The 21,660-nt window shown below is 56.0% G+C and carries 24 protein-coding genes and 1 other annotated feature; of the genes, 16 read left to right on the forward strand and 8 right to left on the reverse strand.

Annotated features, from left to right (window positions below; genetic code table 11):
• Window positions 1-21 precede the first annotated feature (21 nt).
• From R0140_RS10765 to pfkB, 3 genes are all read right to left on the reverse strand, one after another.
• Window positions 22-894 (reverse strand): fructosamine kinase family protein, encoded by an 873-nt coding sequence (locus tag R0140_RS10765; RefSeq protein WP_012541366.1) that lies wholly within the window; start codon window positions 892-894, stop codon window positions 22-24.
• A 105-nt stretch (window positions 895-999) separates the two neighbouring features.
• Window positions 1,000-1,284: a type V toxin-antitoxin system endoribonuclease antitoxin GhoS gene (ghoS, locus tag R0140_RS10770; protein WP_008804429.1), complete on the reverse strand. Its 285-nt coding sequence runs from the start codon at window positions 1,282-1,284 to the stop codon at window positions 1,000-1,002.
• A gap of 92 nt (window positions 1,285-1,376) precedes the next feature.
• Window positions 1,377-2,309, reverse strand: coding sequence for a 6-phosphofructokinase II (gene pfkB, locus R0140_RS10775; protein ID WP_008804430.1), 933 nt, complete (start codon window positions 2,307-2,309; stop codon window positions 1,377-1,379).
• Window positions 2,310-2,663: 354 nt separating this feature from the next.
• On the opposite strand from pfkB, the gene R0140_RS10780 reads away from it, so the two are divergent.
• From R0140_RS10780 to ihfA, 10 genes are all read left to right on the forward strand, one after another.
• A complete protein-coding gene (locus tag R0140_RS10780) occupies window positions 2,664-3,422 on the forward strand; it encodes a DUF481 domain-containing protein (protein ID WP_008804431.1) in 759 nt (252 codons plus the stop codon).
• 270 nt (window positions 3,423-3,692) lie between these two features.
• A complete protein-coding gene (locus R0140_RS10785) occupies window positions 3,693-3,926 on the forward strand; it encodes a YdgH/BhsA/McbA family protein (protein ID WP_047667494.1) in 234 nt (77 codons plus the stop codon).
• A 432-nt stretch (window positions 3,927-4,358) separates the two neighbouring features.
• The gene (thrS, locus tag R0140_RS10790) at window positions 4,359-6,287 is read left to right on the forward strand and encodes a threonine--tRNA ligase (protein ID WP_008804433.1); all 1,929 of its coding nucleotides are present in this window, start codon (window positions 4,359-4,361) and stop codon (window positions 6,285-6,287) included.
• 3 nt (window positions 6,288-6,290) lie between these two features.
• A complete protein-coding gene (gene infC, locus R0140_RS10795) occupies window positions 6,291-6,833 on the forward strand; it encodes a translation initiation factor IF-3 (protein ID WP_012967832.1) in 543 nt (180 codons plus the stop codon).
• A 96-nt stretch (window positions 6,834-6,929) separates the two neighbouring features.
• A complete protein-coding gene (gene rpmI / locus R0140_RS10800) occupies window positions 6,930-7,127 on the forward strand; it encodes a 50S ribosomal protein L35 (RefSeq protein ID WP_001124225.1) in 198 nt (65 codons plus the stop codon).
• A gap of 50 nt (window positions 7,128-7,177) precedes the next feature.
• Window positions 7,178-7,534: a 50S ribosomal protein L20 gene (rplT, locus tag R0140_RS10805; protein WP_000124850.1), complete on the forward strand. Its 357-nt coding sequence runs from the start codon at window positions 7,178-7,180 to the stop codon at window positions 7,532-7,534.
• Window positions 7,535-7,652: 118 nt separating this feature from the next.
• Window positions 7,653-7,777, forward strand: a sequence feature (Phe leader region).
• Window positions 7,658-7,702 (forward strand): pheST operon leader peptide PheM, encoded by a 45-nt coding sequence (gene pheM / locus R0140_RS10810; RefSeq protein ID WP_001386830.1) that lies wholly within the window; start codon window positions 7,658-7,660, stop codon window positions 7,700-7,702. (Overlaps the previous feature by 45 nt.)
• Window positions 7,778-7,840: 63 nt before the next feature.
• Window positions 7,841-8,824, forward strand: coding sequence for a phenylalanine--tRNA ligase subunit alpha (gene pheS / locus R0140_RS10815; RefSeq protein WP_008804435.1), 984 nt, complete (start codon window positions 7,841-7,843; stop codon window positions 8,822-8,824).
• A 15-nt stretch (window positions 8,825-8,839) separates the two neighbouring features.
• Window positions 8,840-11,227 carry a phenylalanine--tRNA ligase subunit beta gene (gene pheT / locus R0140_RS10820; protein ID WP_012967834.1) on the forward strand — a complete coding sequence of 796 codons (2,388 nt, stop codon included), beginning with the start codon at window positions 8,840-8,842 and terminating at the stop codon, window positions 11,225-11,227.
• 4 nt (window positions 11,228-11,231) lie between these two features.
• Window positions 11,232-11,531, forward strand: coding sequence for an integration host factor subunit alpha (gene ihfA, locus R0140_RS10825; protein WP_002909098.1), 300 nt, complete (start codon window positions 11,232-11,234; stop codon window positions 11,529-11,531).
• A 52-nt stretch (window positions 11,532-11,583) separates the two neighbouring features.
• Here the strand turns inward: ihfA and R0140_RS10830 are convergent, their stop codons facing one another.
• The 3 genes from R0140_RS10830 to R0140_RS10840 are packed head-to-tail and all read right to left on the reverse strand — an operon-like array spanning window position 11,584 to window position 14,151.
• The gene (locus tag R0140_RS10830) at window positions 11,584-11,937 is read right to left on the reverse strand and encodes a RidA family protein (RefSeq protein WP_074182489.1); all 354 of its coding nucleotides are present in this window, start codon (window positions 11,935-11,937) and stop codon (window positions 11,584-11,586) included.
• Entirely contained in the window at window positions 11,934-13,187 is a 1,254-nt protein-coding gene (locus tag R0140_RS10835) for a D-amino acid dehydrogenase (RefSeq protein WP_012541370.1), read from the reverse strand. Before R0140_RS10835 ends, R0140_RS10830 begins: the two co-directional genes overlap by 4 nt.
• A 49-nt stretch (window positions 13,188-13,236) precedes the next feature.
• Complete coding sequence (locus R0140_RS10840) at window positions 13,237-14,151, reverse strand: HTH-type transcriptional regulator AdmX (RefSeq protein WP_008804439.1); 915 nt, start codon at window positions 14,149-14,151, stop codon at window positions 13,237-13,239.
• A 277-nt stretch (window positions 14,152-14,428) separates the two neighbouring features.
• On the opposite strand from R0140_RS10840, the gene R0140_RS10845 reads away from it, so the two are divergent.
• Window positions 14,429-15,862, forward strand: coding sequence for a citrate transporter family protein (locus R0140_RS10845; protein WP_022065337.1), 1,434 nt, complete (start codon window positions 14,429-14,431; stop codon window positions 15,860-15,862).
• A 122-nt stretch (window positions 15,863-15,984) separates the two neighbouring features.
• Entirely contained in the window at window positions 15,985-16,971 is a 987-nt protein-coding gene (gene btuC, locus R0140_RS10850) for a vitamin B12 ABC transporter permease BtuC (RefSeq protein WP_032735934.1), read from the forward strand.
• Window positions 16,972-17,007: 36 nt separating this feature from the next.
• Here btuC and R0140_RS10855 read toward each other — a convergent pair whose 3' ends face one another.
• A complete protein-coding gene (locus R0140_RS10855) occupies window positions 17,008-17,808 on the reverse strand; it encodes a MetQ/NlpA family ABC transporter substrate-binding protein (RefSeq protein ID WP_002909085.1) in 801 nt (266 codons plus the stop codon).
• Window positions 17,809-18,044: 236 nt separating this feature from the next.
• Here R0140_RS10855 and R0140_RS10860 point away from each other — a divergent pair, with 236 nt between their 5' ends.
• The 4 genes from R0140_RS10860 to selO all read left to right on the forward strand — a co-directional run bounded on the left by R0140_RS10860 (window position 18,045) and on the right by selO (window position 21,447).
• Window positions 18,045-18,596, forward strand: a complete 552-nt coding sequence (locus tag R0140_RS10860) for a glutathione peroxidase (protein WP_008804442.1) — start codon at window positions 18,045-18,047, stop codon at window positions 18,594-18,596.
• Window positions 18,596-19,345 carry a vitamin B12 ABC transporter ATP-binding protein BtuD gene (btuD, locus tag R0140_RS10865; RefSeq protein WP_023297831.1) on the forward strand — a complete coding sequence of 250 codons (750 nt, stop codon included), beginning with the start codon at window positions 18,596-18,598 and terminating at the stop codon, window positions 19,343-19,345. Before R0140_RS10860 ends, btuD begins: the two co-directional genes overlap by 1 nt.
• Window positions 19,346-19,426: 81 nt before the next feature.
• Window positions 19,427-19,891 carry an NlpC/P60 family protein gene (locus R0140_RS10870; RefSeq protein WP_002909082.1) on the forward strand — a complete coding sequence of 155 codons (465 nt, stop codon included), beginning with the start codon at window positions 19,427-19,429 and terminating at the stop codon, window positions 19,889-19,891.
• 113 nt (window positions 19,892-20,004) lie between these two features.
• Window positions 20,005-21,447 (forward strand): protein adenylyltransferase SelO, encoded by a 1,443-nt coding sequence (gene selO / locus R0140_RS10875; RefSeq protein WP_023322846.1) that lies wholly within the window; start codon window positions 20,005-20,007, stop codon window positions 21,445-21,447.
• A 29-nt stretch (window positions 21,448-21,476) separates the two neighbouring features.
• Here selO and hemP read toward each other — a convergent pair whose 3' ends face one another.
• Entirely contained in the window at window positions 21,477-21,656 is a 180-nt protein-coding gene (gene hemP / locus R0140_RS10880) for a hemin uptake protein HemP (RefSeq protein ID WP_012967843.1), read from the reverse strand.
• Window positions 21,657-21,660 lie beyond the last annotated feature (4 nt).

A 21,660-nucleotide genomic window follows, 5' to 3' on the forward strand; every position in this document is an offset into this window, starting at 1 on the left:
CTGGTCCGCCGTGAGTCTTGTCTAACGCGTTTTTTCCGTCAATACATCGTCCAGCGCCTGCTGGACCGTCACCAGGTGCTGGCCACCAAACAAAATCGCCCGGTTCAGCAGGGTGTACAGCTGATAGATGGGCTGGCGATCGAGAAAACCTGCTGGCAGCGGTGAAACGGACTGGTAGCCGTCATAGATCTGCGGCGGTTGTTCCGGGTGCATCGGCAGCATGGCTAAATCGCACTCGCGATCGCCCCAGTAGCAGGCCGGATCGAAGATATAGGGGCCATCTGGTCCTAAGGCGCAGTTACCGGACCACAGGTCACCATGGAGCAGTGAAGGTTGCGGCTGATGGTTGGCCAGCCGCTGCTGAACCACATCGACTAAGGTATCGATATCGCCAAAGTGCAGCCCTTTCTCCGCCGCCAGCTCCAGTTGCCAGCCGATACGCTGCTCGGCAAAGAACACCGACCAGCGACGCTGCCAGGCGTTGGGCTGCGGCGTGGTGGAAAGATCGTTGTCGAAATCCAGACCAAACTGCGGCTGATCGCTCCACTGATGCAGATGCGCTAACTGCTGGCCGAGCAGGAAGGCATTATGCGCATCCAGCGGACGGGGAGGGAGGTATTCCATGACCACAAAACTGTAGTCACGGTCGCTGCCGACCGCATAGACCTGCGGCACGCGAACGGTTTTGCTTCGCGACAGCAGTTCCAGCTGATCGGCCTCGGCGGTGAAGATGGGCAGAAGCTCACGTTCGTCGCATTTCACGAAGTAATCTTTCCCGCCGAAGCGTAAATGCCAGGCCGAATGGATTTCCCCACCGGGCAGCTCGGTTTTCAGTTCGATTTCAGCGTTTTCGGAATGCCAATCGCGTAAAAGTGTACTGATTGCTTGCCACATGCTGTCTCTCCCCATGTTTTCCACCATATCATAAGGTTAGCGCACTGCTACCGGGTAAACCTGGAACTGACGCACAACTGACGCTTTCCGTTGCGTTAAACGCACTTATTGAGCTTTTAACCACTCGGCGAATGTGCTGACCGTAATCTCTGCCGGGCGGCCCAGAGCCGATTCCGCCAGCCCTGCGCTGAGGGCCTTAACTTCATCAGCATCCTGGGCGCTGAGCAGGCCAAAAGTGTTGGTCCCCAGCTCATGGGGATTGCCGTCTTCATCATTGAGCGTCAGTACGAACCCGGCGCGGGTAAAGTGGTTGCTGACCTCGTTGATCTCCGTCAGCGCCTGTTCGTGAAAGGTGACGCTGACGACCCAGGCGGTTATCTCATTGCTCATCTCTACACCCCATTGTTATCCATAGCCTTTCCAGCATAGACCATCCAGCCAATATCGTGGCTCCCTCCGCCAGTGCGGAGGGGCAGGGAAGATCAGCGACCGCAGAGATAATCGTAGATTTTTTGCGTATTGGCCTGCGAGCAGAGACGGGTGCCCTGATTGATTGTCGCGGCGCTACCGGCAGCGACGCCAAAGCGAACCATATCTTCCAGCCCGGCGTTTTCCGCCAGACGCAGGGTCATGGCGCCCACCATGCTGTCGCCGGCGCCGACGGTGCTCTGGCTTTTCATCGGAGGCGGCACCACCTGAACGCTGCCGCTGGCGTCAACGCCTAACGCCCCCTGCGGCCCGAGCGAAACCACCACCCGGCGTACTTTACCGGACTGGATCAACGACTGGGCGGCAAGGCGTACGTCATCGGGTTGGCTCAGATCGCGCTGTACGAGGGCGCTGAGCTCTTTCTGGTTCGGCTTCACCAGCTCAATATTGCCGACGTCCAGCGCCGCAGCCAGCGCGTCGCCGGAACTGTCGATAATGCAGCGCAGTCCCTGCTGTTGCGCATTTTTCACCAGTTGCATCAGGTTTTCGACGCTGATACCTGGCGGCAGGCTGCCGCTTACCACCAGCAGTGAGCCGGGTTCGATAGTCAGGACTTTCTCTTCCAGCCGACGGAACTCATCATCCGTCAACGCTGCGCCGGGCATGACAAAACGATATTGTTCGCCGCTGGCGGCCACGTGAACGTGCAGGTTTTGCCGCGTCCAGTCGCGGGTTTCGACGGTCTCGACCGGCACCTGCTCATCGGCCAGCAGGGCTGCTAAGTGCTCGCCGGTGGCGCCGCCAACCGGGAAAATGGCGGTGGCTTTGCCGCCAAGAAAGGTCACGGCACGGGCAACGTTGATCCCGCCGCCGCCGGGCTCAAATACTGGCGCGCTGCAGCGGAGTTTACCTTCGGGATAAATCTGTGGGGTCTGCGTGGCGCTATCCAGCGAGGGGGCCAGCGTTAACGTATAAATTTTGGTCATTCCTTCTCCTCCTTAATACGGCGACTGTGCTTTATTTAAGCATGGCACGATGGCTCCGGGAGGGAAAGTGATGTTCCTGAGAGATTTGCAAAGAAGCCTGTATTTTCATTATGAAATAAAGATTGTTTCCGGAGCTGTCTTATTCAAAAAACGAAAGAGTAAGTGATTGCTATGTTATTCGTGCTTTTTTATAATTTGCTACCTTTCTTAGGACCTGCACACCGCGATCCTCGCGAAAGTTTCCGGGACCCTCAGGTCTCTTTTATGTTGTACGGACGCTAAATTCAATGAGCGGGCAGGTTGTGTCTGTTCATCATTTGTACTGTCCTAAAAAATGTATTTTAGAGAGTTATAATGAAGCTTTTAAAGACAGTACCCGCAGCGGTTATGCTGGCGGGGGGGCTTTTTGCGTCTGTTGGCGCAATGGCCGATGATTCTGTATTTACCGTCATGGATGACCCTTCCGCTGCTAAAAAACCTTTCGAAGGTGTGGTTAACGCAGGCTACCTGGCGCAGTCCGGCAACACCAAAAACTCCTCGATGACGGCAGATTCCACCTTGACCTGGTATGGTAATACCACCGCCTGGTCGCTGTGGGGGAATGCCAGCAACACCTCTTCCAACGATGAGCGATCCTCAGAAAAATATGCAGTCGGTGGGCGTAGCCGCTACAACCTGACCGATATGAACTATATTTTTGGTCAGGGCAGCTGGCTGACCGACCGCTATAATGGCTATCAGCAGCGTGATGTCCTGACGGCGGGTTATGGTCGTCAGATCCTCAACGGTCCGGTGCACAGCCTGCGGTTTGAATTCGGTCCTGGCGTTCGCTATGACGAGTTTACCGATGGAGAAACCGATACTCAGCCGCTGGGTTACGCCTCCGGCACCTGGGCCTGGCAGATGACCGATAACGCCAAATTTACGCAAGGGGTCTCGGTGTTTGGCGCTGAGGACACCACCGTCAACTCTGAGAGCGCGTTAAACGTGGCGATTAACGCCCATTTCGCGCTGAAGGTCGCCTACAACGTGACCTGGAACTCGGCACCGCCTTCCTCTGCGCCGGAGCATACCGATCGCCGGACGTCGCTGTCCCTTGGGTATAAAATGTAATATTTTCAGGCCGGGTTTCCCCGGCCTGTTCGTTTTAAATTTAGCAATGAGTGCCATTATTTTTTCTGGCCTTTCGTTTTAGTTTTTATAAAAAGAAATAGCCCTCCATCTTTTCTCCATTATTCCCGGTTTGTTGACAAATATTCATTCTATTTGACACGAAAAGCTAAATATTCGACGGACAAATATGTGATCTGGATCTATAATGATATGCACTGTCCGGGCGGAGAAATCGCGCGGTCTGTCTTCCGTAATAAGAGAATGAATATCATGAAAAACACTTCATTTACCATCGCAGCCCTGGCGCTGTGCGTGCTTTCTTTTGGCGCATCCGCTGCCACGCCCGTTCCGCCATCAGGCAACCAGGACCATACTCAGGTTGGCATCGCCAAAGCGACTGACGTTGAGGCTGGCTCGTATATCGCCCCCGGTTCCCGGACCACCGGACAGTCCATGAGCGATGCCTTTAATGTGCATACGCTGGTGGCCGGCGAGTGGTCATAATATACCAGACCTTTATTTCGCCGTACGTCAATTAAGCCGGGTGAAGCGGTACCGGTTTAACGCGCTGCGTTAAAGATTAAGTATGCAATATCATTGCGTCTCTTCTATCACGTCCGAATAATATTATCCGGCTTTGCCGGGGATTATTCTTGCCTGCAGTAGCAGGATATTCGTCTTTTTATCTCAATCTCTCTTGTTTTCTCCACATTCCGCCATCATTTATACGCTTGCGGCTTTAATCACGTACCAATGATGTGTAAACTACTCCCCGGTGTTATCAGCAGGCGGTGGCAGGCGGGAACGGTCTATCCGGTCGTCCTCCTATTTTCGCAGAGTGAAGCGGGAACTGCGCCTTAACCTGATGATAATTATGATTATATAGTTTTGTATGTGCTCTTTCGTGCGGGGCACCACTGCAAATAAGGACATAAAATGCCTGTAATTACGCTTCCTGATGGCAGTCAACGCCATTTTGACCACGCTGTTAGCCCCATGGATGTTGCGCTGGATATCGGTCCAGGCCTGGCGAAAGCCACCATTGCCGGGCGGGTAAACGGTGAACTGGTAGACGCCTGCGACCCGATCGAAACGGATTCCACTCTCTCTATTATCACTGCGAAAGATGAAGAAGGGCTGGAGATCATTCGTCACTCCTGTGCGCACCTGTTAGGCCATGCCATTAAACAGCTGTGGCCCAACACCAAAATGGCTATCGGTCCGGTTGTTGATAATGGCTTCTACTATGACGTAGACCTCGACCACACCCTGACTCAGGAAGATATCGACGCGCTCGAAAAACGTATGCATGAGCTCGCCGAGAAAAACTACGATGTTATCAAGAAGAAAGTCAGCTGGCACGAAGCGCGTGAAACCTTCGTGAAGCGCGGCGAAACCTATAAAGTTTCTATTCTTGACGAAAACATTGCTCATGATGATAAGCCGGGTCTGTATCATCATGAAGAATATATCGATATGTGCCGCGGCCCGCACGTACCGAATATGCGCTTCTGTCATCACTTCAAGCTGATGAAAACCGCCGGTGCCTACTGGCGCGGCGACAGCAACAATAAAATGTTGCAGCGTATCTACGGTACCGCGTGGGCAGATAAAAAAGCGCTGAATGCCTATCTGCAGCGTCTTGAAGAAGCCGCCAAGCGTGACCACCGTAAAATTGGCAAGCAGCTTGACCTGTATCATATGCAGGAAGAAGCGCCGGGTATGGTGTTCTGGCACAACGACGGCTGGACTATCTTCCGTGAACTGGAAACCTTTGTTCGTTCTAAACTGAAAGAGTACCAGTATCAGGAAGTCAAAGGTCCGTTCATGATGGACCGTGTGCTGTGGGAAAAAACCGGCCACTGGGACAACTACAAAGATGCGATGTTCACCACCTCTTCTGAGAACCGTGAATACTGCATCAAGCCGATGAACTGCCCGGGTCACGTGCAGATCTTCAACCAGGGATTGAAATCCTACCGCGATCTGCCGCTGCGTATGGCGGAATTCGGCAGCTGTCACCGTAACGAACCGTCTGGCGCGCTGCACGGTCTGATGCGCGTTCGCGGCTTTACCCAGGATGATGCGCATATCTTCTGTACTGAAGATCAGGTTCGCGATGAAGTGAACGCCTGTATTCGTATGGTCTACGATATGTACAGCACCTTTGGCTTCGAGAAGATCGTCGTCAAACTGTCAACTCGCCCGGAAAAACGTATCGGTAGCGATGAGACCTGGGATCGCGCGGAAGCGGATCTGGCGGTGGCGCTGGAAGAAAATAACATCCCATTTGAGTATCAACTGGGAGAAGGGGCGTTCTACGGCCCGAAAATTGAATTTACCCTGTATGACTGCCTCGATCGCGCATGGCAGTGCGGAACGGTACAGCTGGACTTCTCTCTGCCGCAGCGTTTAAGCGCCTCTTATGTGGGCGAAAATAACGAGCGTCAGGTACCGGTCATGATTCACCGTGCGATTCTCGGTTCCCTGGAGCGCTTCATTGGCATCCTGACCGAAGAGTTCGCTGGCTTCTTCCCAACCTGGATTGCACCAGTGCAGGTAGTGGTCATGAATATTACCGATTCTCAGGCTGAATACGTTAACGAATTGACGCGTAAACTACAAAATGCGGGCATTCGTGTAAAAGCAGACTTGAGAAATGAGAAGATTGGCTTTAAAATCCGCGAGCACACTTTACGTCGTGTCCCGTATATGTTGGTCTGTGGCGACAAAGAAGTCGAAGCCGGCAAAGTGGCCGTGCGCACCCGTCGCGGGAAAGACCTCGGCAGCATGGACGTAAGTGAAGTGATTGAGAAGCTGCAACAAGAGATTCGCAGCCGCAGTCTTCAACAACTGGAGGAATAAGGTATTAAAGGCGGAAAACGAGTTCAAACGGCACGTCCGAATCGTATCAATGGCGAGATTCGCGCCCTGGAAGTTCGCTTGACAGGTCTGGAAGGCGAAGCTTTGGGTATTGTGAGTCTGAGAGAAGCTCTCGAAAAGGCTGAAGAGGCCGGAGTAGATTTAGTTGAAATCAGCCCTAACGCCGAACCGCCAGTTTGTCGTATCATGGACTACGGCAAGTTCCTTTATGAAAAGAGTAAGTCTTCTAAGGAACAGAAGAAAAAGCAAAAAGTTATCCAGGTTAAGGAAATTAAATTCCGTCCTGGGACCGATGATGGTGATTACCAGGTAAAACTCCGCAGCCTGGTTCGCTTTCTCGAAGATGGCGATAAGGCTAAGATCACACTGCGTTTCCGCGGTCGTGAGATGGCCCACCAGCAGATCGGTATGGAAGTGCTTACGCGCGTCCGTGACGATCTGAGTGAACTGGCAGTAGTCGAATCCTTCCCTACGAAGATCGAAGGCCGCCAGATGATCATGGTGCTCGCTCCTAAGAAGAAACAGTAAGGCCTTCAAGTAGCGATGTCAGTGGAGCCTTAGGGCTTCACTGATGTTGTTCGCCTATGTTTCGTTTATTAACAATGCGAAGTGGAAGTTATTAAGATGCCAAAAATTAAGACCGTACGCGGTGCTGCTAAGCGCTTCAAAAAAACCGGTAAAGGTGGTTTTAAGCACAAGCACGCTAACCTGCGTCACATTCTGACTAAAAAAGCTACCAAGCGTAAACGTCACCTGCGTCCGAAAGCCATGGTTTCCAAAGGCGATCTGGGCCTGGTTATCGCGTGCCTGCCGTACGCATAAGTCGTTAACGTTTAACTTTTTTAACTTAGAATAGATACAGGAGAGCACACATGGCTCGCGTAAAACGTGGTGTAATTGCACGTGCACGTCACAAGAAAATTTTGAAACAAGCTAAAGGCTACTACGGTGCGCGTTCTCGCGTATACCGCGTTGCCTTCCAGGCTGTTATCAAAGCTGGTCAGTACGCTTACCGTGACCGTCGTCAACGTAAACGTCAGTTCCGTCAACTGTGGATTGCACGTATCAACGCAGCAGCACGTCAGAACGGTATTTCTTACAGCAAATTCATCAATGGCCTGAAAAAAGCCTCTGTTGAAATCGACCGTAAGATCCTGGCTGACATCGCCGTATTCGACAAAGTAGCGTTCACCGCTCTGGTCGAAAAAGCGAAAGCAGCTCTGGCATAAGCCAGTTGAAAGAGGGAGCTTGTCTCCCTCTTTTCGTTTCAACACCATCAATACATTGACTTTTATTGGCGCAGGCTTTTCAATACAGGTCTGACGTTTCTTACCAGACAAGGTAATGCAAGCATGAATGCTGCTATTTTCCGCTTCTTTTTTTACTTTAGCACCTGAACTCAGGAGGCTAGCGCGTGAAAGAAGAAACGGAAAACAGCGCCAGAAAGCCTCCCCTGTGGAGGCTTTTTTCGTATATGGATTCGGGATATTAATTTCACTATAACCGGTGTCTGCACCGACATAATGAGGAAAACCATGTCACATCTCGCAGAGCTGGTTGCCAGTGCCAAGGCAGCCATTAACGAGGCATCAGATGTTGCTGCGCTGGACAACGTCCGCGTGGAATACCTGGGTAAAAAAGGGCATCTGACCCTGCAAATGACCACCCTGCGCGAGTTACCGCCGGAAGAGCGTCCGGCAGCCGGCGCGGTCATCAACGAAGCGAAAGAGCAGGTGCAGCAGGCGCTGAACGCGCGCAAAGCTGATCTGGAAGGCGCAGCGCTGAATGCGCGTCTGGCCGCAGAGACCATTGACGTCTCGCTGCCGGGACGCCGCATTGAAAATGGCGGCCTGCATCCGGTCACTCGCACCATCGACCGTATTGAAAGTTTCTTCGGTGAGCTCGGCTTTACCGTGGCGACTGGCCCGGAAATCGAAGATGATTACCACAACTTCGATGCGCTGAATATTCCGGGTCATCATCCGGCGCGCGCTGACCACGACACTTTCTGGTTCGATGCCACTCGCCTGCTGCGTACGCAGACCTCCGGCGTGCAGATCCGCACCATGGAAAACCAGCAGCCGCCTATCCGTATTATCGCGCCGGGCCGCGTCTATCGTAACGACTACGACCAGACCCATACCCCGATGTTCCACCAGATGGAAGGTCTGATTGTTGATAAAAACATCAGCTTCACCAACCTGAAAGGGACGCTGCACGACTTCCTGAACAACTTCTTTGAAGAAGACCTGCAGGTGCGCTTCCGTCCGTCCTACTTCCCGTTCACCGAGCCGTCCGCAGAAGTTGACGTGATGGGTAAAAACGGCAAATGGCTGGAAGTGCTCGGCTGCGGGATGGTACACCCGAACGTGCTGCGTAACGTCGGTATCGATCCGGAAGTTTACTCCGGCTTCGCCTTCGGTATGGGGATGGAGCGTCTGACCATGCTGCGTTATGGCGTGACCGATCTGCGCGCGTTCTTCGAAAACGATCTGCGTTTCCTCAAACAGTTTAAATAAGGGCAGGACAGAACAATGAAATTCAGTGAACTGTGGTTACGCGAGTGGGTTAACCCGGCGATCGACAGCGAAGCGCTTTCCGATCAGATCACCATGGCGGGCCTCGAGGTCGACGGCGTTGAGCCGGTTGCCGGCAGCTTCAACGGCGTAGTGGTCGGTGAAGTGGTGGAGTGCGGCCAGCATCCAAATGCTGACAAACTGCGCGTCACCAAAGTCAACGTGGGCGGTGAACGCCTGCTGGACATCGTCTGCGGCGCGCCAAACTGCCGTCAGGGGCTGAAAGTCGCCGTGGCGACCATCGGCGCCGTGCTGCCGGGCGATTTTAAAATTAAAGCGGCGAAGCTGCGCGGCGAACCGTCAGAAGGGATGCTGTGCTCTTTCTCCGAGCTGGGTATTTCCGACGACCATAGCGGTATCATCGAACTGCCGGCGGATGCGCCGATCGGCACTGATATTCGTGAATACCTCAAGCTTGACGATAACACTATCGAAATCAGCGTCACGCCAAACCGTGCCGACTGCCTGGGTATCATCGGTGTGGCGCGCGATGTCGCTGTGCTGAACAAAGCGCCGCTGAACGCGCCGGAAATTACGCCGGTTGCCGCGACCATTGACGACGTGCTGCCGATTCAGGTTGACGCGCCGCAGGCGTGCCCGCGCTATCTGGGCCGCGTGGTGAAAGGCATCAACGTCAAAGCGCCGACCCCGCTGTGGATGAAAGAGAAGCTGCGCCGCTGCGGGATCCGCTCCATCGACGCGGTGGTTGACGTGACTAACTATGTCCTGCTTGAGCTGGGCCAGCCGATGCACGCCTTTGACCGCGACCGTATCGAAGGCGGGATCGTGGTGCGCATGGCGAAAGAGGGTGAAACCCTGGTGCTGCTCGATGGCTCTGAAGCGAAGCTCGACAGCGACACCCTGGTTATTGCTGACCATAACAAAGCGCTGGCGATGGGCGGGATCTTCGGCGGGGAACACTCCGGCGTTAACGACGAAACCCAGAACGTGCTGCTGGAATGCGCGTTCTTCAGCCCGCTGTCCATTACCGGCCGCGCGCGCCGTCATGGCCTGCACACCGATGCCTCTCATCGCTATGAGCGCGGCGTCGATCCGGCGCTGCAGTATAAAGCGCTGGAGCGTGCCACGCGTCTGCTGATCGACCTCTGCGGCGGTGAAGCCGGCCCGGTGATCGACGTGACAAACGAAGAGACCTTGCCAAAACGCGCCACCATTACCCTGCGTCGTAGCAAACTGGATCGCCTGATTGGCCACCATATTGATGACGCGCAGGTCACCGACATTCTGCAGCGCCTCGGCTGCGAAGTGACGGTGGGTCAGGACGAATGGCAGGCAGTCGCCCCGAGCTGGCGTTTCGACATGGAGATCGAAGAAGATCTGGTCGAAGAAGTGGCTCGCGTTTATGGCTACAACAACATTCCTGATGCGCCAGTACAGGCGGGTCTGATCATGGGTACCCATCGTGAAGCCGACCTGTCGCTGAAGCGCGTAAAAACGCTGCTGAACGACAAAGGCTATCAGGAAGTGATCACCTACAGCTTTGTTGACCCGAAAATCCAGCAGCTGATCCACGCCGGGGAAGAGGCGCTGATCCTGCCAAGCCCGATCTCCAGCGAAATGTCGGCGATGCGTCTGTCGCTGTGGACCGGCCTGCTGGGTACCGTGGTCTACAACCAGAACCGTCAGCAGAGCCGCGTGCGCATCTTTGAGAGTGGCCTGCGCTTCGTGCCGGATACTCAGGCGCCGCTGGGCATTCGTCAGGATGTGATGCTGGCCGGGGCGATCTGCGGTAACCGCTACGAAGAGCACTGGACGCTGGCGAAAGAGACGGTCGATTTCTATGATCTGAAGGGCGATCTGGAATCCGTACTGGATTTAACCGGTAAATTGGCCGACATCGAGTTCCGTGGCGAAGCGATCGCCGCGCTGCATCCAGGCCAATCCGCAGCGATTTATCTTAAAGGTGAACGCATTGGTTTCATTGGGGTTGTTCATCCGGAACTGGAACGTAAACTGGATCTGAACGGTCGCACTCTGGTGTTCGAACTGGAGTGGAACAAGCTCGCAGACCGCGTGGTGCCTCAGGCGCGCGATATTTCCCGCTTCCCGGCGAACCGTCGTGACATCGCGGTGCTGGTCGCGGAAAACGTGGCTGCTGCCGATGTTTTAGCCGAATGTAAGAAAGTTGGCGTAAATCAGGTAGTTGGCGTAAACTTATTTGACGTGTACCGTGGTAAAGGTGTGGCGGAAGGGTATAAGAGCCTTGCGATTAGCCTGATCCTGCAGGATACCAGCCGTACACTCGAAGAAGAGGAGATTGCCGCTACCGTTGCCAGATGTGTAGAGGCATTAAAAGAGCGATTCCAGGCATCATTGAGGGATTGAACCTATGGCGCTTACAAAAGCTGAAATGTCAGAATATCTGTTTGATAAGCTTGGGCTTAGCAAGCGGGATGCCAAAGAACTGGTCGAGTTGTTTTTCGAAGAGATCCGTCGTGCTCTGGAAAACGGAGAACAGGTCAAACTCTCCGGGTTCGGCAACTTCGATTTGCGGGATAAAAACCAACGCCCGGGACGTAACCCGAAGACGGGGGAGGATATTCCCATTACAGCCCGGCGCGTGGTGACCTTCAGACCCGGTCAGAAGCTGAAAAGCCGTGTCGAAAACGCGTCGCCGAAAGACAAATAATCTGAACTAATTAAAAAGGCCGCATTGCGGCCTTTTTCTTTTCTATACGTCCTTACGCTTTGACGGCGGTGAGCATGATCTCCACCAGGATATCCGGTCGCGCCATCTCTGCCTGAACGGTTGCTCGCGCCGGGCTCTGGCCTTCCGGCATCCACTGTACCCACACGTCATTGAATGCGACAAAATCACGTTCGATATCTTTCAGCCAGATCTGCGCGGAGAGAATTTGCCGCTTATCGCTCCCGGCAGCCGCCAACAGGGCATCGATCTTCTCCAGCACTTCACGGGTTTGTAAAACGATATCGTCTTCGCTGCTTTTTGGCGTCTGCCCGGAGAGGAACAACAGATTGCCATACGCAACGCTGGCGGAAAGGCGAGGTTGTGGATTATTGCGAATAATGGTCATGCGGTTTGTTTCCATGTGAGACCTTCTAAAGAAATAGTGGGTGCCTGATTGTCGATTAACGCGCCCAGCACCACCGCGCTGCCGGCGGCGAGGGTAAAGCCGAGACTACCCTGGCCGAGGTTCATCCATAGATTGGGGTATCCGGCGCGACCCAGCATCGGCGGGCCTGCTGGTGTTGACGGGCGCATGCCGGTCCAGGCTTCGGCCTTGTCCAGCCCTTCGAGTTCGGGAAAGCTACGGGCGACGATGTTTTTCAGCGCCTGAATGCGGCTCTCGCGCAGTTGGTCGCCGTCATAGCCGATGTCCACCATCGCCGCGATGCGCAGTTGTTGGCCAAGGCGGGCATAAACGATTTTGTGCCCGTAGTCGGTGACGCTGATGTCAGGGGCAATACCTGCTTTTTCAGGATAGGGCAGGGTCAGGCTGTACCCCTTCAGGGCGCACAGCGGCACGCGAACTCCCAGATGCCCAAGCAGAGGACCACTGCCGTTACCGGCGGCAACGACATAATCATCGCCGGTGATGGTTCCCCGGTTGGTCTCCAGGGCGATGATGCGTCCGCCGCGCTTATTGAGCCGCTGCACCTCACAGTGGGTCAGCAGGCTAAAGTCGTTGCTGGCATTGAGCTTGTCGAGCAGGGCAAGGCAGAACTGATGGCAATCTGCCGTTTCATCGCCCGGCGAATAAATTCCGCCCTGCAGCGAAGGGCTGATATGTCTGAGTGCCGGCTCCAGCTGCAGACAGGCGTCAGCATTCAGCGCTTGTTGATACTGAGGATCTATCCCTTTTGCCGCTTTATTAAAATCATATTCGCGGCGATGGATAATTAATTTACCGCTGCGCCGCCAGTGAAAATCGGCAAGATTATCCTCATCCAGCCATGACTGCATGACCTGACGGCTGAGCAACGACAGGCGCAAAATATGATCGCCGTTCATTTTATTGGTCTGGCTATTACAGGCACGCAGGAACTGCAGCAGCCAGCGCCACTGCTGGAAAGACATCTTAAGACGCATATTCAGCGGCGAATCGGCTTTGCCCATCCATTTAATCCCCTGCAGGGGAACGCCGCTATCGGCAAGGGGGGCAACGTAGCGATAACTTAATTGTCCGCCGTTAGCAAAACTGGTGGCACTGCCCGGTTCAGCATTGCGCTCCAGTAATTGCACCTGATGGCCGCGCTTAATCAGTTCCCAGGCCGTGGCCAGACCGACCACGCCGCCGCCGATAATGACAATGCGTTTGTTCATAACCCGATATATCCACCGCTAATCAATTTATCGGGTTATGTCAAAGCATTTACCCCAGCGGCGCAATTGACTTTTTATGGTCAGGGTATAACCGCAGGTTAATCTCCTTGAGTTGCTGGCGCAGACGCTGGCAGAGAAAATCGACGAACTTTTGCGCCATTGGACTCAGCGAAACATCGGCCCGGCGCAGCAGGCAGAGGTTGATGGCAATCGGCGGCGTAATGGGGTGGATCATCTCTGGAGCCAGGTTGTGCTGGGCGGAAAAGATATCTGTGATGCTGCAGCCCATGCCGCGCTTCACGAACTCGGTAGCCATATAGTAGGTCTGAACGTTAAGCCGGGTGGTGGAAAAGTCGCGACGGGTGGCGATGGCCGCAGAGAGCGAGTGCGGCCCTGGCGAGATCCAGCGCTGCTGGTCGATCTGGCTGATGTCCACCGCCCCCTGACGATAATGACGGTCGATGTACACCAGCGGTACTTCGGCAATCAGGGTGGTCAGGATCTCTCCCTGCTGCACCGGCTGTAGCGTCAGCGCCAAATCTATCTCGCGCAAATCCAGTTTTTTGACCAGCGTCTCGGTGTGCTCGGTGGTGAGCGTCATCACCAGGTTGCTGTTTTGCTGATAAAAGTCGGTCACCAGCTCTGGCACCAGGCTTAATCCCAGACTCGGCAGGCAGCCTAAGGTGATTTTGGCGCGCGGATCGCGGGCCAGATTGTCGGCCAACAGGCGCAGGTTATCGAGGTCCTGATAAATGCTCTGTGCTTTTTCGAAAAGTGTGATCGCCTCGCTGGTCGGCAGCAGCTTGCCGCGCACCCGCTGAAAGAGGGTAAAACCCAGTTTCATCTCGGCGCTTTTTAGCGCTTTGCTGGCCGCTGGCTGAGAGATATTGAGCGCTTCCGCCGCCCGTGACAGCGAGCCGCAGGTCATTACGGCGTGAAAGATTTCCAGATGACGCAGTTTCATGAACAGTTAACTCAGGGTTATAGCCTACCGATAAAAAGTCATTATCCACTAACACAAAGTTAACATAAATTTAATCTCCAATCAGCGCTCCGGTTACATATTGTGCTGTTGACCCCGCCTGATGGCGGAATATTACGCTCTCAGAATCTATTCCTTTGTACCCAAACGCACCCTCAGGCTCGCGGCCAATAATGAAAAAGAGGGGGGATGTTTTCTGAGCAGGTCCCAATACACCTCCTGACCCTTACGGTCGGATTGATTGGCATTAAGGAGTGTTATGAGTGACTCAACGCTCACAGGCAATGCGCCTGTCAGACGAAATATCACGCGGAAAAACGTTATTACTGGTCTGTTATTGCTGCTGTTCGTGTTGATCGCGCTGTGGTGCCACGGTCGACCGGGCAGTGAGCTTGGCCTGCTGGGATTTACGCCGCTGGTGGCACTAGCGATATTATCGCTGATCGGCGTTGATATTGTGCTGGCGGTGATCTCCTCGATTATTATCGCCATGATAATGACCTCGACCGGCCTGCCGGAAATGGGCACGATGCTGGCGAAATCCACCGGGTCATTTATCGCCACGGTAGGGCTTATCATTATGCTCGGCGCCGGCGTGGGGGAAGTGGCCACCCGCACCGGCGCAGCGGTTGAGCTGGTGAAATTCGTGGTTCATCGTATTGGGCTGTCGAGCCAGACGCGGGTTAAGTTCGGCATTGTGGTGTCATCGATTTTAATTTGTGGTTCGCTGGGCACCATGGCCGGTGGTAACGCCATTATCGTGGCCGTGATCATTCCGGTGGCGGCAGCGGTACGCTTAACGCCGCCGACGGTCGCCGCGCTGATGATGACCGCCGGCTCCGTTGGGCTCTTTACCGGGCCCTTCACCCCCAGCACCGTGACAATCCTCAGCCTCGGCGGGTTGAGCTATCCGGATTATCTGCTGTACGTCGGTCTGCCGATGAGTGCGGTGACGCTGCTGGCCGGCTGGATAATGGCGGGGCGGATCCAGAAGATGACTGAAGGCAAACTGCGCTATGACGTCGATCTTTCGGAGAAGCCAAAAGAGGATCTCAGCGCCGCGCAGCAGCGTCGGCGTAAATTAAGCGCGCTGGCCTTCGCCGCGACGATCATTGTGATGGCGGTGGTTGGCGTGGTGATCAAAGCTGGCTTCAGCTTTGCGATTATCGTGATGCTGCTGGTGGCGCTGATGACCGGGCTGGTAGGCGGCCTGCGACCGACGCAGATCCTGCAGGCGCTGTATCACGGCTGCGGCCGTCTGGTGTGGATGTTTATCCTCTACTGGCTGTATAACCCAATCCTTGAACTGATGGATGGTCTGCATGCCTATCAGGGGCTGCTGGAGTATACCCAACCGCTGCTCGAGGGGATCTCCCCGGCCTGGCTGTGCTTTAGCATCTTTGCGTTCAATATTATCGGCCATGTGCCCGGTGCGGCGGTGGCGCAAATGACGTTTACCCATAAAATCTTTGGCCCGATGCTGATGGCCGCCGGCGTGCCGCCGCAGGGGACCACCGCGGTGCTGCTCGCCTCGTCTCAGGTGGACTGGTTCGGTCCGTTTCCCTCATCGGACATGTTCGGCCAGATGGGGCTGGCGCAGTCCACGCATCTGAAATATATGCTCTATAACGGCTGGGCAATCGTGGTGGCGAATATCATTCTCTTTGCGCTGCTGTTTCAGATCCTGGTGTAACGAATGACCGCAGACGCGGGGGAGGCCTCCTCCGCGTCGACATTCGGGCGCGAGGTTTTCCTTTTCTCACCGCGACACCCACCGTAAAATCAGCCTCTTGTTCCCACTGCGTAATGGAATCTATGCTGACTCTCGCCCATCTTCAACAGCGCCGCAGCCGGCGTTGGCTCTTTGGATTAACGCTGTTGCTCCTGGTTACGCTACTGATCAGCCTGTGCGCGGGCGATCAATGGATCCCGCCTGGGGAATGGCTGAGCGCGAAAGGCCAGTTGTTCATCTGGCAGATCCGCCTGCCGCGAACCCTGGCGGTGGTGCTGGTGGGGGCGGCGCTGGCGCTCTCCGGGGCGATTATGCAGGCGCTGTTTGAAAATCCGCTGGCGGAGCCGGGTCTGCTGGGCGTCTCCAACGGGGCGGGCGTCGGGCTGATTGCCGCCGTCCTGCTGGGCAAAGGAGTCTTGCCCGGCTGGGCGCTCGGGCTGTGCGCGATCCTCGGCGCGCTGCTGATCACCTTTATTTTGCTGCGTTTTGCCCGCCGCCATCTCTCTACCAGCCGTCTGCTGCTGGCGGGGGTGGCGCTGGGGATCATCTGCAGCGCCCTGATGACCTGGGCGGTCTACTTCTCCACCTCTTTTGACCTGCGTCAGCTGATGTACTGGATGATGGGCGGGTTTGGCGGCGTCGACTGGCAGCAGCTGTGGCTGATGATAGCCCTCCTGCCGGTGCTTTGCTGGGTTTGTCTGCAGTCGCAACCCCTGAATTTACTGGCGCTGGGTGAGATCTCCGCTCGTCAGCTCGGGCTGCCGCTGTGGCTATGGCGCAAGCTGCTGGTGGTGGCGACCGGCTGGTTGGTCGGCGTTAGCGTCGCGCTGGCGGGGGCAATTGGCTTTATCGGCCTGGTGATCCCGCACATTCTGCGGCTATGCGGTTTAAGCGATCACCGGGTGTTGCTCCCGGCCTGCATGCTGGCCGGGGCGAGCGCCTTGCTGGGGGCGGATATCATTGCCCGACTGGCGCTTTCCGCCGCAGAGCTGCCGATTGGCGTGGTGACGGCGACGCTGGGCGCGCCGGTCTTTATCTGGTTGCTGCTGCGTTCGCGGGTGCGGGGATAGCGCGGCGCCGTCGGCAGGGACGGCGCCGGTTCAGGCTTACCAGCCTTTGATCGCGTCGCCTTTGTAGACTTCCTTCGCTTTTTCCGCGACTTCGCTGGTCTGGAAGGCGGCTTTCAGCTCCTGAATTTTCTTGCTGTCCTTATTATCCTCGCGGGCGACAATCGCATTCACGTAAGGGGAATCCGGCCCCTCCATAAACAGACCGTCGCGGGCGGCCGACAGGCCCGCCTGGGCGGAGAAGTTGGTGTTAATGATTGACAAGCTAACGTTCGGATCATCAAGGGTACGGGTCAGCTGTGGAGTATCCACTTCAACAATTTTCAGCTGTTTCGGGTTGTCGATGATATCCAGCGTGGTGGGTAAATAGCCGACGCCCGGTTTCAGCTTGAGTAACCCCTGCGCCTGGAGCAGCAGCAGGCTGCGGCCCAGGGTGGTGGTTTCATTAGAAATGGTCACCGTCGCCCCTTCGGGCAGTTCGCTGATGTTTTTAATCCGGTGAGAATAGGCGGCGATAGGGAAGACAAAGGTTTTACCGACCACCGCAAATTTATAGCCGCGCTCTTTCGACTGCGCCTCAAGGTACGGCAGGGTCTGGAAGGCGTTGGCATCCACATCTTTGTTGTTCAGTGCTTCGTTGGGCAGCACATAATCATTGAAGGAGACCACTTCGACGTCGAGATGATATTTATCCTTCGCCACCTGCTCCACCACTTTCCAGATGGCTTCGTCCGGCCCGGTATTGATAGCGACTTTCACTTTATTATCTTCATCCGGAGAGCAGGCGCTCAGCAGGGCGACAGAGGTGGCGATTAACGCCAGGCTAAACAACTTCTTCATCAATAAAACTCTCTTAAATTAACAAGTAACGAAACCATATTACATTACCGGGACACTGTACACGGAAATGGTCGACTGCCCAATTGAGAGGATTTCATGTTGCCGACGGCCAGCGAAGCGCTGTTACATCATGCGACAACTCGGGGGGATTGGCAGTAGAATGGCGGCCGCTGAATCCGCTACAGTAGATAGGGATCACCTTCACCGGAAACCGGTTTATCCATTGAGGACAGGCTATGCAACATGACATTCTGAATACCGAAGTGACGACCATTGATGGCGAGAAAACCACCCTGGCATCCTTTGCCGGCAAGGTGCTGTTGATCGTCAATGTGGCCTCGAAATGCGGCCTGACGCCGCAGTATGAGCAACTCGAGGATCTGCAAAAGCAATTTGCCGGCGAGGGCTTTAGCGTGCTGGGGTTCCCCTGCAACCAGTTCCTCGGCCAGGAGCCGGGCAGTGAAGAAGAGATTAAGACCTTCTGCAGCACCACCTACGGCGTCACCTTCCCGCTGTTCAGCAAAATTGACGTCAACGGTGAACATCGCGCGCCGCTGTATCAAAAACTGATTGCCGCCGCGCCGAAAGCGGTGGCCCCGGAAGGCAGCGGTTTTTATGAGCGGATGGCCAGCAAAGGCCGGGCGCCGCTGTATGTGGACGACATTCTGTGGAATTTCGAAAAATTCCTCGTCGATCGCCAGGGCAACGTCATTGAGCGCTTCTCTCCGGATATGACGCCGGACGATCCGCAGCTGGTGGCGGCGATTAAAGGAGCGCTGGCGAAATAATGGCGTTTCTGATGCAGCTACAGGATGTAGAAGCGGCGGGGCGTCTGGCCCCGTTTTCTGCGGCCTTTCGCGCCGGGGAGATCGTCCACCTGGTGGGGCCGAACGGCGCAGGGAAGAGCACACTGCTGACCCGCATGGCGGGGCTGTCCGACGGCCCCGGCACGGTTCATTTTAACGGACGGCGGCTTGACGAGTGGCCGGCGACGGAGCTGGCGCGCCGTCGCGGATATCTATGTCAACACCAGACCCCGCCGTTCGCCATGCCGGTGTGGCACTACCTGGCGCTGCATATGCAGCAGCAGGGCGATAGCGCCCGTCTGAGCGATATCGCGGCCAGGCTTGGTCTGGACAATAAGCTGGACCGTCAGGTTAATCAGCTTTCGGGCGGTGAGTGGCAGCGCGTGCGGCTGGCGGCAGTGATCCTGCAGATCGATCCCTTGAGTCATCCCGCGGGTCAACTGCTGCTGCTGGATGAGCCGATGAACAGTCTGGATGTGGCCCAGCAGGCGGCGCTGGATCGGCTGTTACGTGAGCTGAGCGCGGCGGGGATTGCGGTGGTGATGAGCAGCCACGATCTCAACCATACCCTGCGCCATGCCGGACAAAGCTGGCTGCTCTGCCAGGGGGAAGCCATCGCCTGCGGAGAGACCGCCGAGGTGCTGAATGAGGAAAATTTAACCGCTGCCTATGCGATCCCGTTCCAGCGCGTGGAGGTGGCCGGTCATATTATGCTCATCGCGTCACAGTAGCACGCAGTTATCTTGTCACTATATTGATAAACAAGCTAAATTATTGCGATAAAGAGACTAGGGACAGAGGGATCATCTGAAATGCGCTTCTGGTTCATGTTGGCGGCGGCGTTAATTTTAGCCGGCTGCAGCAGCCATCGGGCACCGCCGCCGAATCCACGGCTGGCTGACTCCATCACGGTGGTGGCGAATCTGAACGAGCAGTTGCGTAGCTGGCGTGGCGCACCGTATCGCTACGGCGGCATGACGCCGCGCGGCGTCGACTGCTCCGGCTTCGTGGTGCGCACGTTTCGCGATAAATTTGCCCTCCAGCTGCCGCGTGAAACCCGCGAGCAGGCGGAAATCGGCACCCGCATCGATAAGCGCGATCTGCTGCCCGGCGATCTGGTGTTCTTCAAAACCGGCTCAGGGGAGAGCGGTTTGCACGTTGGCATCTACGATACCGACAACCAGTTTATCCATGCCTCCACCAGCCAGGGCGTCACCCGTTCCTCGCTGGATAACGTCTACTGGAACAAAAAGTTCTGGCAGGCGCGGCGTATCTGACGTCATTCAGAAGCAAGAGGGAAGCGAGCGCTTCCCTTTTTTATGCCGATAACCCTGCACTCCGCCCGTGTTAATCCGCTGTTTGAGGCACTACACTGAAGGAAGGAGGAACCATGACCCTTTCTTTTACCACCCACTGGCGGGATGAACTGCCGGATTTTTACACTTCCCTGTTACCGACGCCGCTGGATAACGCCCGACTCATCTGGCGTAACGCCCCGCTGGCGCAACAGTTGGGGGTGCCCGACGCCCTGTTCGCGCCTGAAAATGGAGCCGGTGTCTGGGGCGGCGAAGCGCTGCTTCCGGGCATGTCGCCGCTGGCGCAAGTATACAGCGGCCATCAGTTTGGCGCCTGGGCCGGCCAGCTGGGCGACGGACGCGGGATCCTGCTCGGTGAGCAGCAGCTTGCGGATGGTCGCCGTTACGACTGGCATCTGAAAGGCGCCGGCCTGACCCCCTATTCGCGGATGGGGGACGGGCGCGCTGTACTGCGCTCGACGATCCGGGAAAGTCTGGCGTCGGAGGCGATGCACGCCCTGGGGATCCCGACGACGCGCGCCCTGGCGATGGTGACCAGCGATACCCCGATCTACCGCGAGCGCGTGGAGCCTGGCGCGATGCTGATGCGGGTGGCCGAGAGTCATGTCCGCTTCGGCCATTTCGAACATTTTTACTATCGCCGTGAGCCGCAGAAGGTCCAGCAATTGGCCGACTATGTTATTCGCCACCACTGGCCGCAGCTGCAGGATGAGGCAGACAAGTATCTGTTATGGTTCCGTGACGTTGTCACGCGCACCGCGCAGACCATCGCCAGCTGGCAAACCGTGGGCTTTGCCCATGGGGTGATGAATACCGACAACATGTCGATTCTCGGTCTGACCATCGACTACGGCCCGTATGGCTTCCTTGACGATTTTCAACCGGACTTCATCTGCAACCACTCCGATTACCAGGGGCGCTACAGTTTTGAAAACCAGCCGGCGGTGGGGCTGTGGAATCTGCAGCGTCTCGCCCAATCGCTGTCGCCGTTTATCAGCGCTGAAGCGTTAAACGCGGCGCTGGATGAGTATCAGCACGCCTTGCTGACCGCTTATGGCCAGCGGATGCGCGATAAACTCGGCCTGTTCAGCCAGCAGAAAGGGGATAACGACCTGCTGGACGGGCTGTTTGCCCTGATGATCCGTGAGAAGAGCGACTATACCCGAACGTTCCGCCTGCTGAGCCACAGCGAACAGCTCAGCGCCGCCTCGCCGCTGCGCGACGAGTTTATCGATCGGGCGGCTTTCGACATCTGGTTTGCCGGGTATCGTGCGCGCCTGCGTGATGAACAGGTGGATGACGCGCAGCGCCAGCAGCGGATGCAGGGCGTAAATCCGGCGCTGGTGTTACGCAACTGGCTGGCGCAGCGGGCGATAGAGCAGGCCGAGGCGGGCGATATGGGCGAGCTGGAGCGCCTGCATGCCGCGCTGGCAGACCCCTTTACCGATCGCGAGGACGACTACGTCCGCCGCCCACCGGACTGGGGGAAACGTCTGGAAGTCAGCTGCTCGAGCTAACTCGCCTCGCCCCGCGCTCAGCGGGGCGCTTACTTGGTCAGAATTAACTTCCCGGCGTTGGTCTGGCGCAGCAGATAGCGCTGGCCGCCATGTTCGATGACTACCCGTCCTTCGCTACCTAACAGCACCCGACTGCTAATCTGCCTGTCCGTCGCCACGGGATAGGGGGCATTGTCTTTTGGTTTTTCAGCTGTGGCAGTGTTATCCATACGC

Origin of the sequence: Klebsiella sp. w6, from assembly GCF_033100215.1 — a bacterium.
In the GTDB taxonomy this organism is placed as follows: Bacteria; Pseudomonadota; Gammaproteobacteria; order Enterobacterales; family Enterobacteriaceae; genus Klebsiella; species Klebsiella variicola.

Coding starts and splice junctions, on each gene's coding strand:
- R0140_RS10765 (WP_012541366.1), bottom strand. CDS start 894: ATGTGGCAAGCAATCAGTACACTTTTACGCGATTGGCATTCCGAAAAC.
- ghoS (WP_008804429.1), bottom strand. CDS start 1,284: ATGAGCAATGAGATAACCGCCTGGGTCGTCAGCGTCACCTTTCACGAA.
- pfkB (WP_008804430.1), bottom strand. CDS start 2,309: ATGACCAAAATTTATACGTTAACGCTGGCCCCCTCGCTGGATAGCGCC.
- R0140_RS10780 (WP_008804431.1), top strand. CDS start 2,664: ATGAAGCTTTTAAAGACAGTACCCGCAGCGGTTATGCTGGCGGGGGGG.
- R0140_RS10785 (WP_047667494.1), top strand. CDS start 3,693: ATGAAAAACACTTCATTTACCATCGCAGCCCTGGCGCTGTGCGTGCTT.
- thrS (WP_008804433.1), top strand. CDS start 4,359: ATGCCTGTAATTACGCTTCCTGATGGCAGTCAACGCCATTTTGACCAC.
- rpmI (WP_001124225.1), top strand. CDS start 6,930: ATGCCAAAAATTAAGACCGTACGCGGTGCTGCTAAGCGCTTCAAAAAA.
- rplT (WP_000124850.1), top strand. CDS start 7,178: ATGGCTCGCGTAAAACGTGGTGTAATTGCACGTGCACGTCACAAGAAA.
- pheS (WP_008804435.1), top strand. CDS start 7,841: ATGTCACATCTCGCAGAGCTGGTTGCCAGTGCCAAGGCAGCCATTAAC.
- pheT (WP_012967834.1), top strand. CDS start 8,840: ATGAAATTCAGTGAACTGTGGTTACGCGAGTGGGTTAACCCGGCGATC.
- ihfA (WP_002909098.1), top strand. CDS start 11,232: ATGGCGCTTACAAAAGCTGAAATGTCAGAATATCTGTTTGATAAGCTT.
- R0140_RS10830 (WP_074182489.1), bottom strand. CDS start 11,937: ATGACCATTATTCGCAATAATCCACAACCTCGCCTTTCCGCCAGCGTT.
- R0140_RS10835 (WP_012541370.1), bottom strand. CDS start 13,187: ATGAACAAACGCATTGTCATTATCGGCGGCGGCGTGGTCGGTCTGGCC.
- R0140_RS10840 (WP_008804439.1), bottom strand. CDS start 14,151: ATGAAACTGCGTCATCTGGAAATCTTTCACGCCGTAATGACCTGCGGC.
- R0140_RS10845 (WP_022065337.1), top strand. CDS start 14,429: ATGAGTGACTCAACGCTCACAGGCAATGCGCCTGTCAGACGAAATATC.
- btuC (WP_032735934.1), top strand. CDS start 15,985: ATGCTGACTCTCGCCCATCTTCAACAGCGCCGCAGCCGGCGTTGGCTC.
- R0140_RS10855 (WP_002909085.1), bottom strand. CDS start 17,808: ATGAAGAAGTTGTTTAGCCTGGCGTTAATCGCCACCTCTGTCGCCCTG.
- R0140_RS10860 (WP_008804442.1), top strand. CDS start 18,045: ATGCAACATGACATTCTGAATACCGAAGTGACGACCATTGATGGCGAG.
- btuD (WP_023297831.1), top strand. CDS start 18,596: ATGGCGTTTCTGATGCAGCTACAGGATGTAGAAGCGGCGGGGCGTCTG.
- R0140_RS10870 (WP_002909082.1), top strand. CDS start 19,427: ATGCGCTTCTGGTTCATGTTGGCGGCGGCGTTAATTTTAGCCGGCTGC.
- selO (WP_023322846.1), top strand. CDS start 20,005: ATGACCCTTTCTTTTACCACCCACTGGCGGGATGAACTGCCGGATTTT.
- hemP (WP_012967843.1), bottom strand. CDS start 21,656: ATGGATAACACTGCCACAGCTGAAAAACCAAAAGACAATGCCCCCTAT.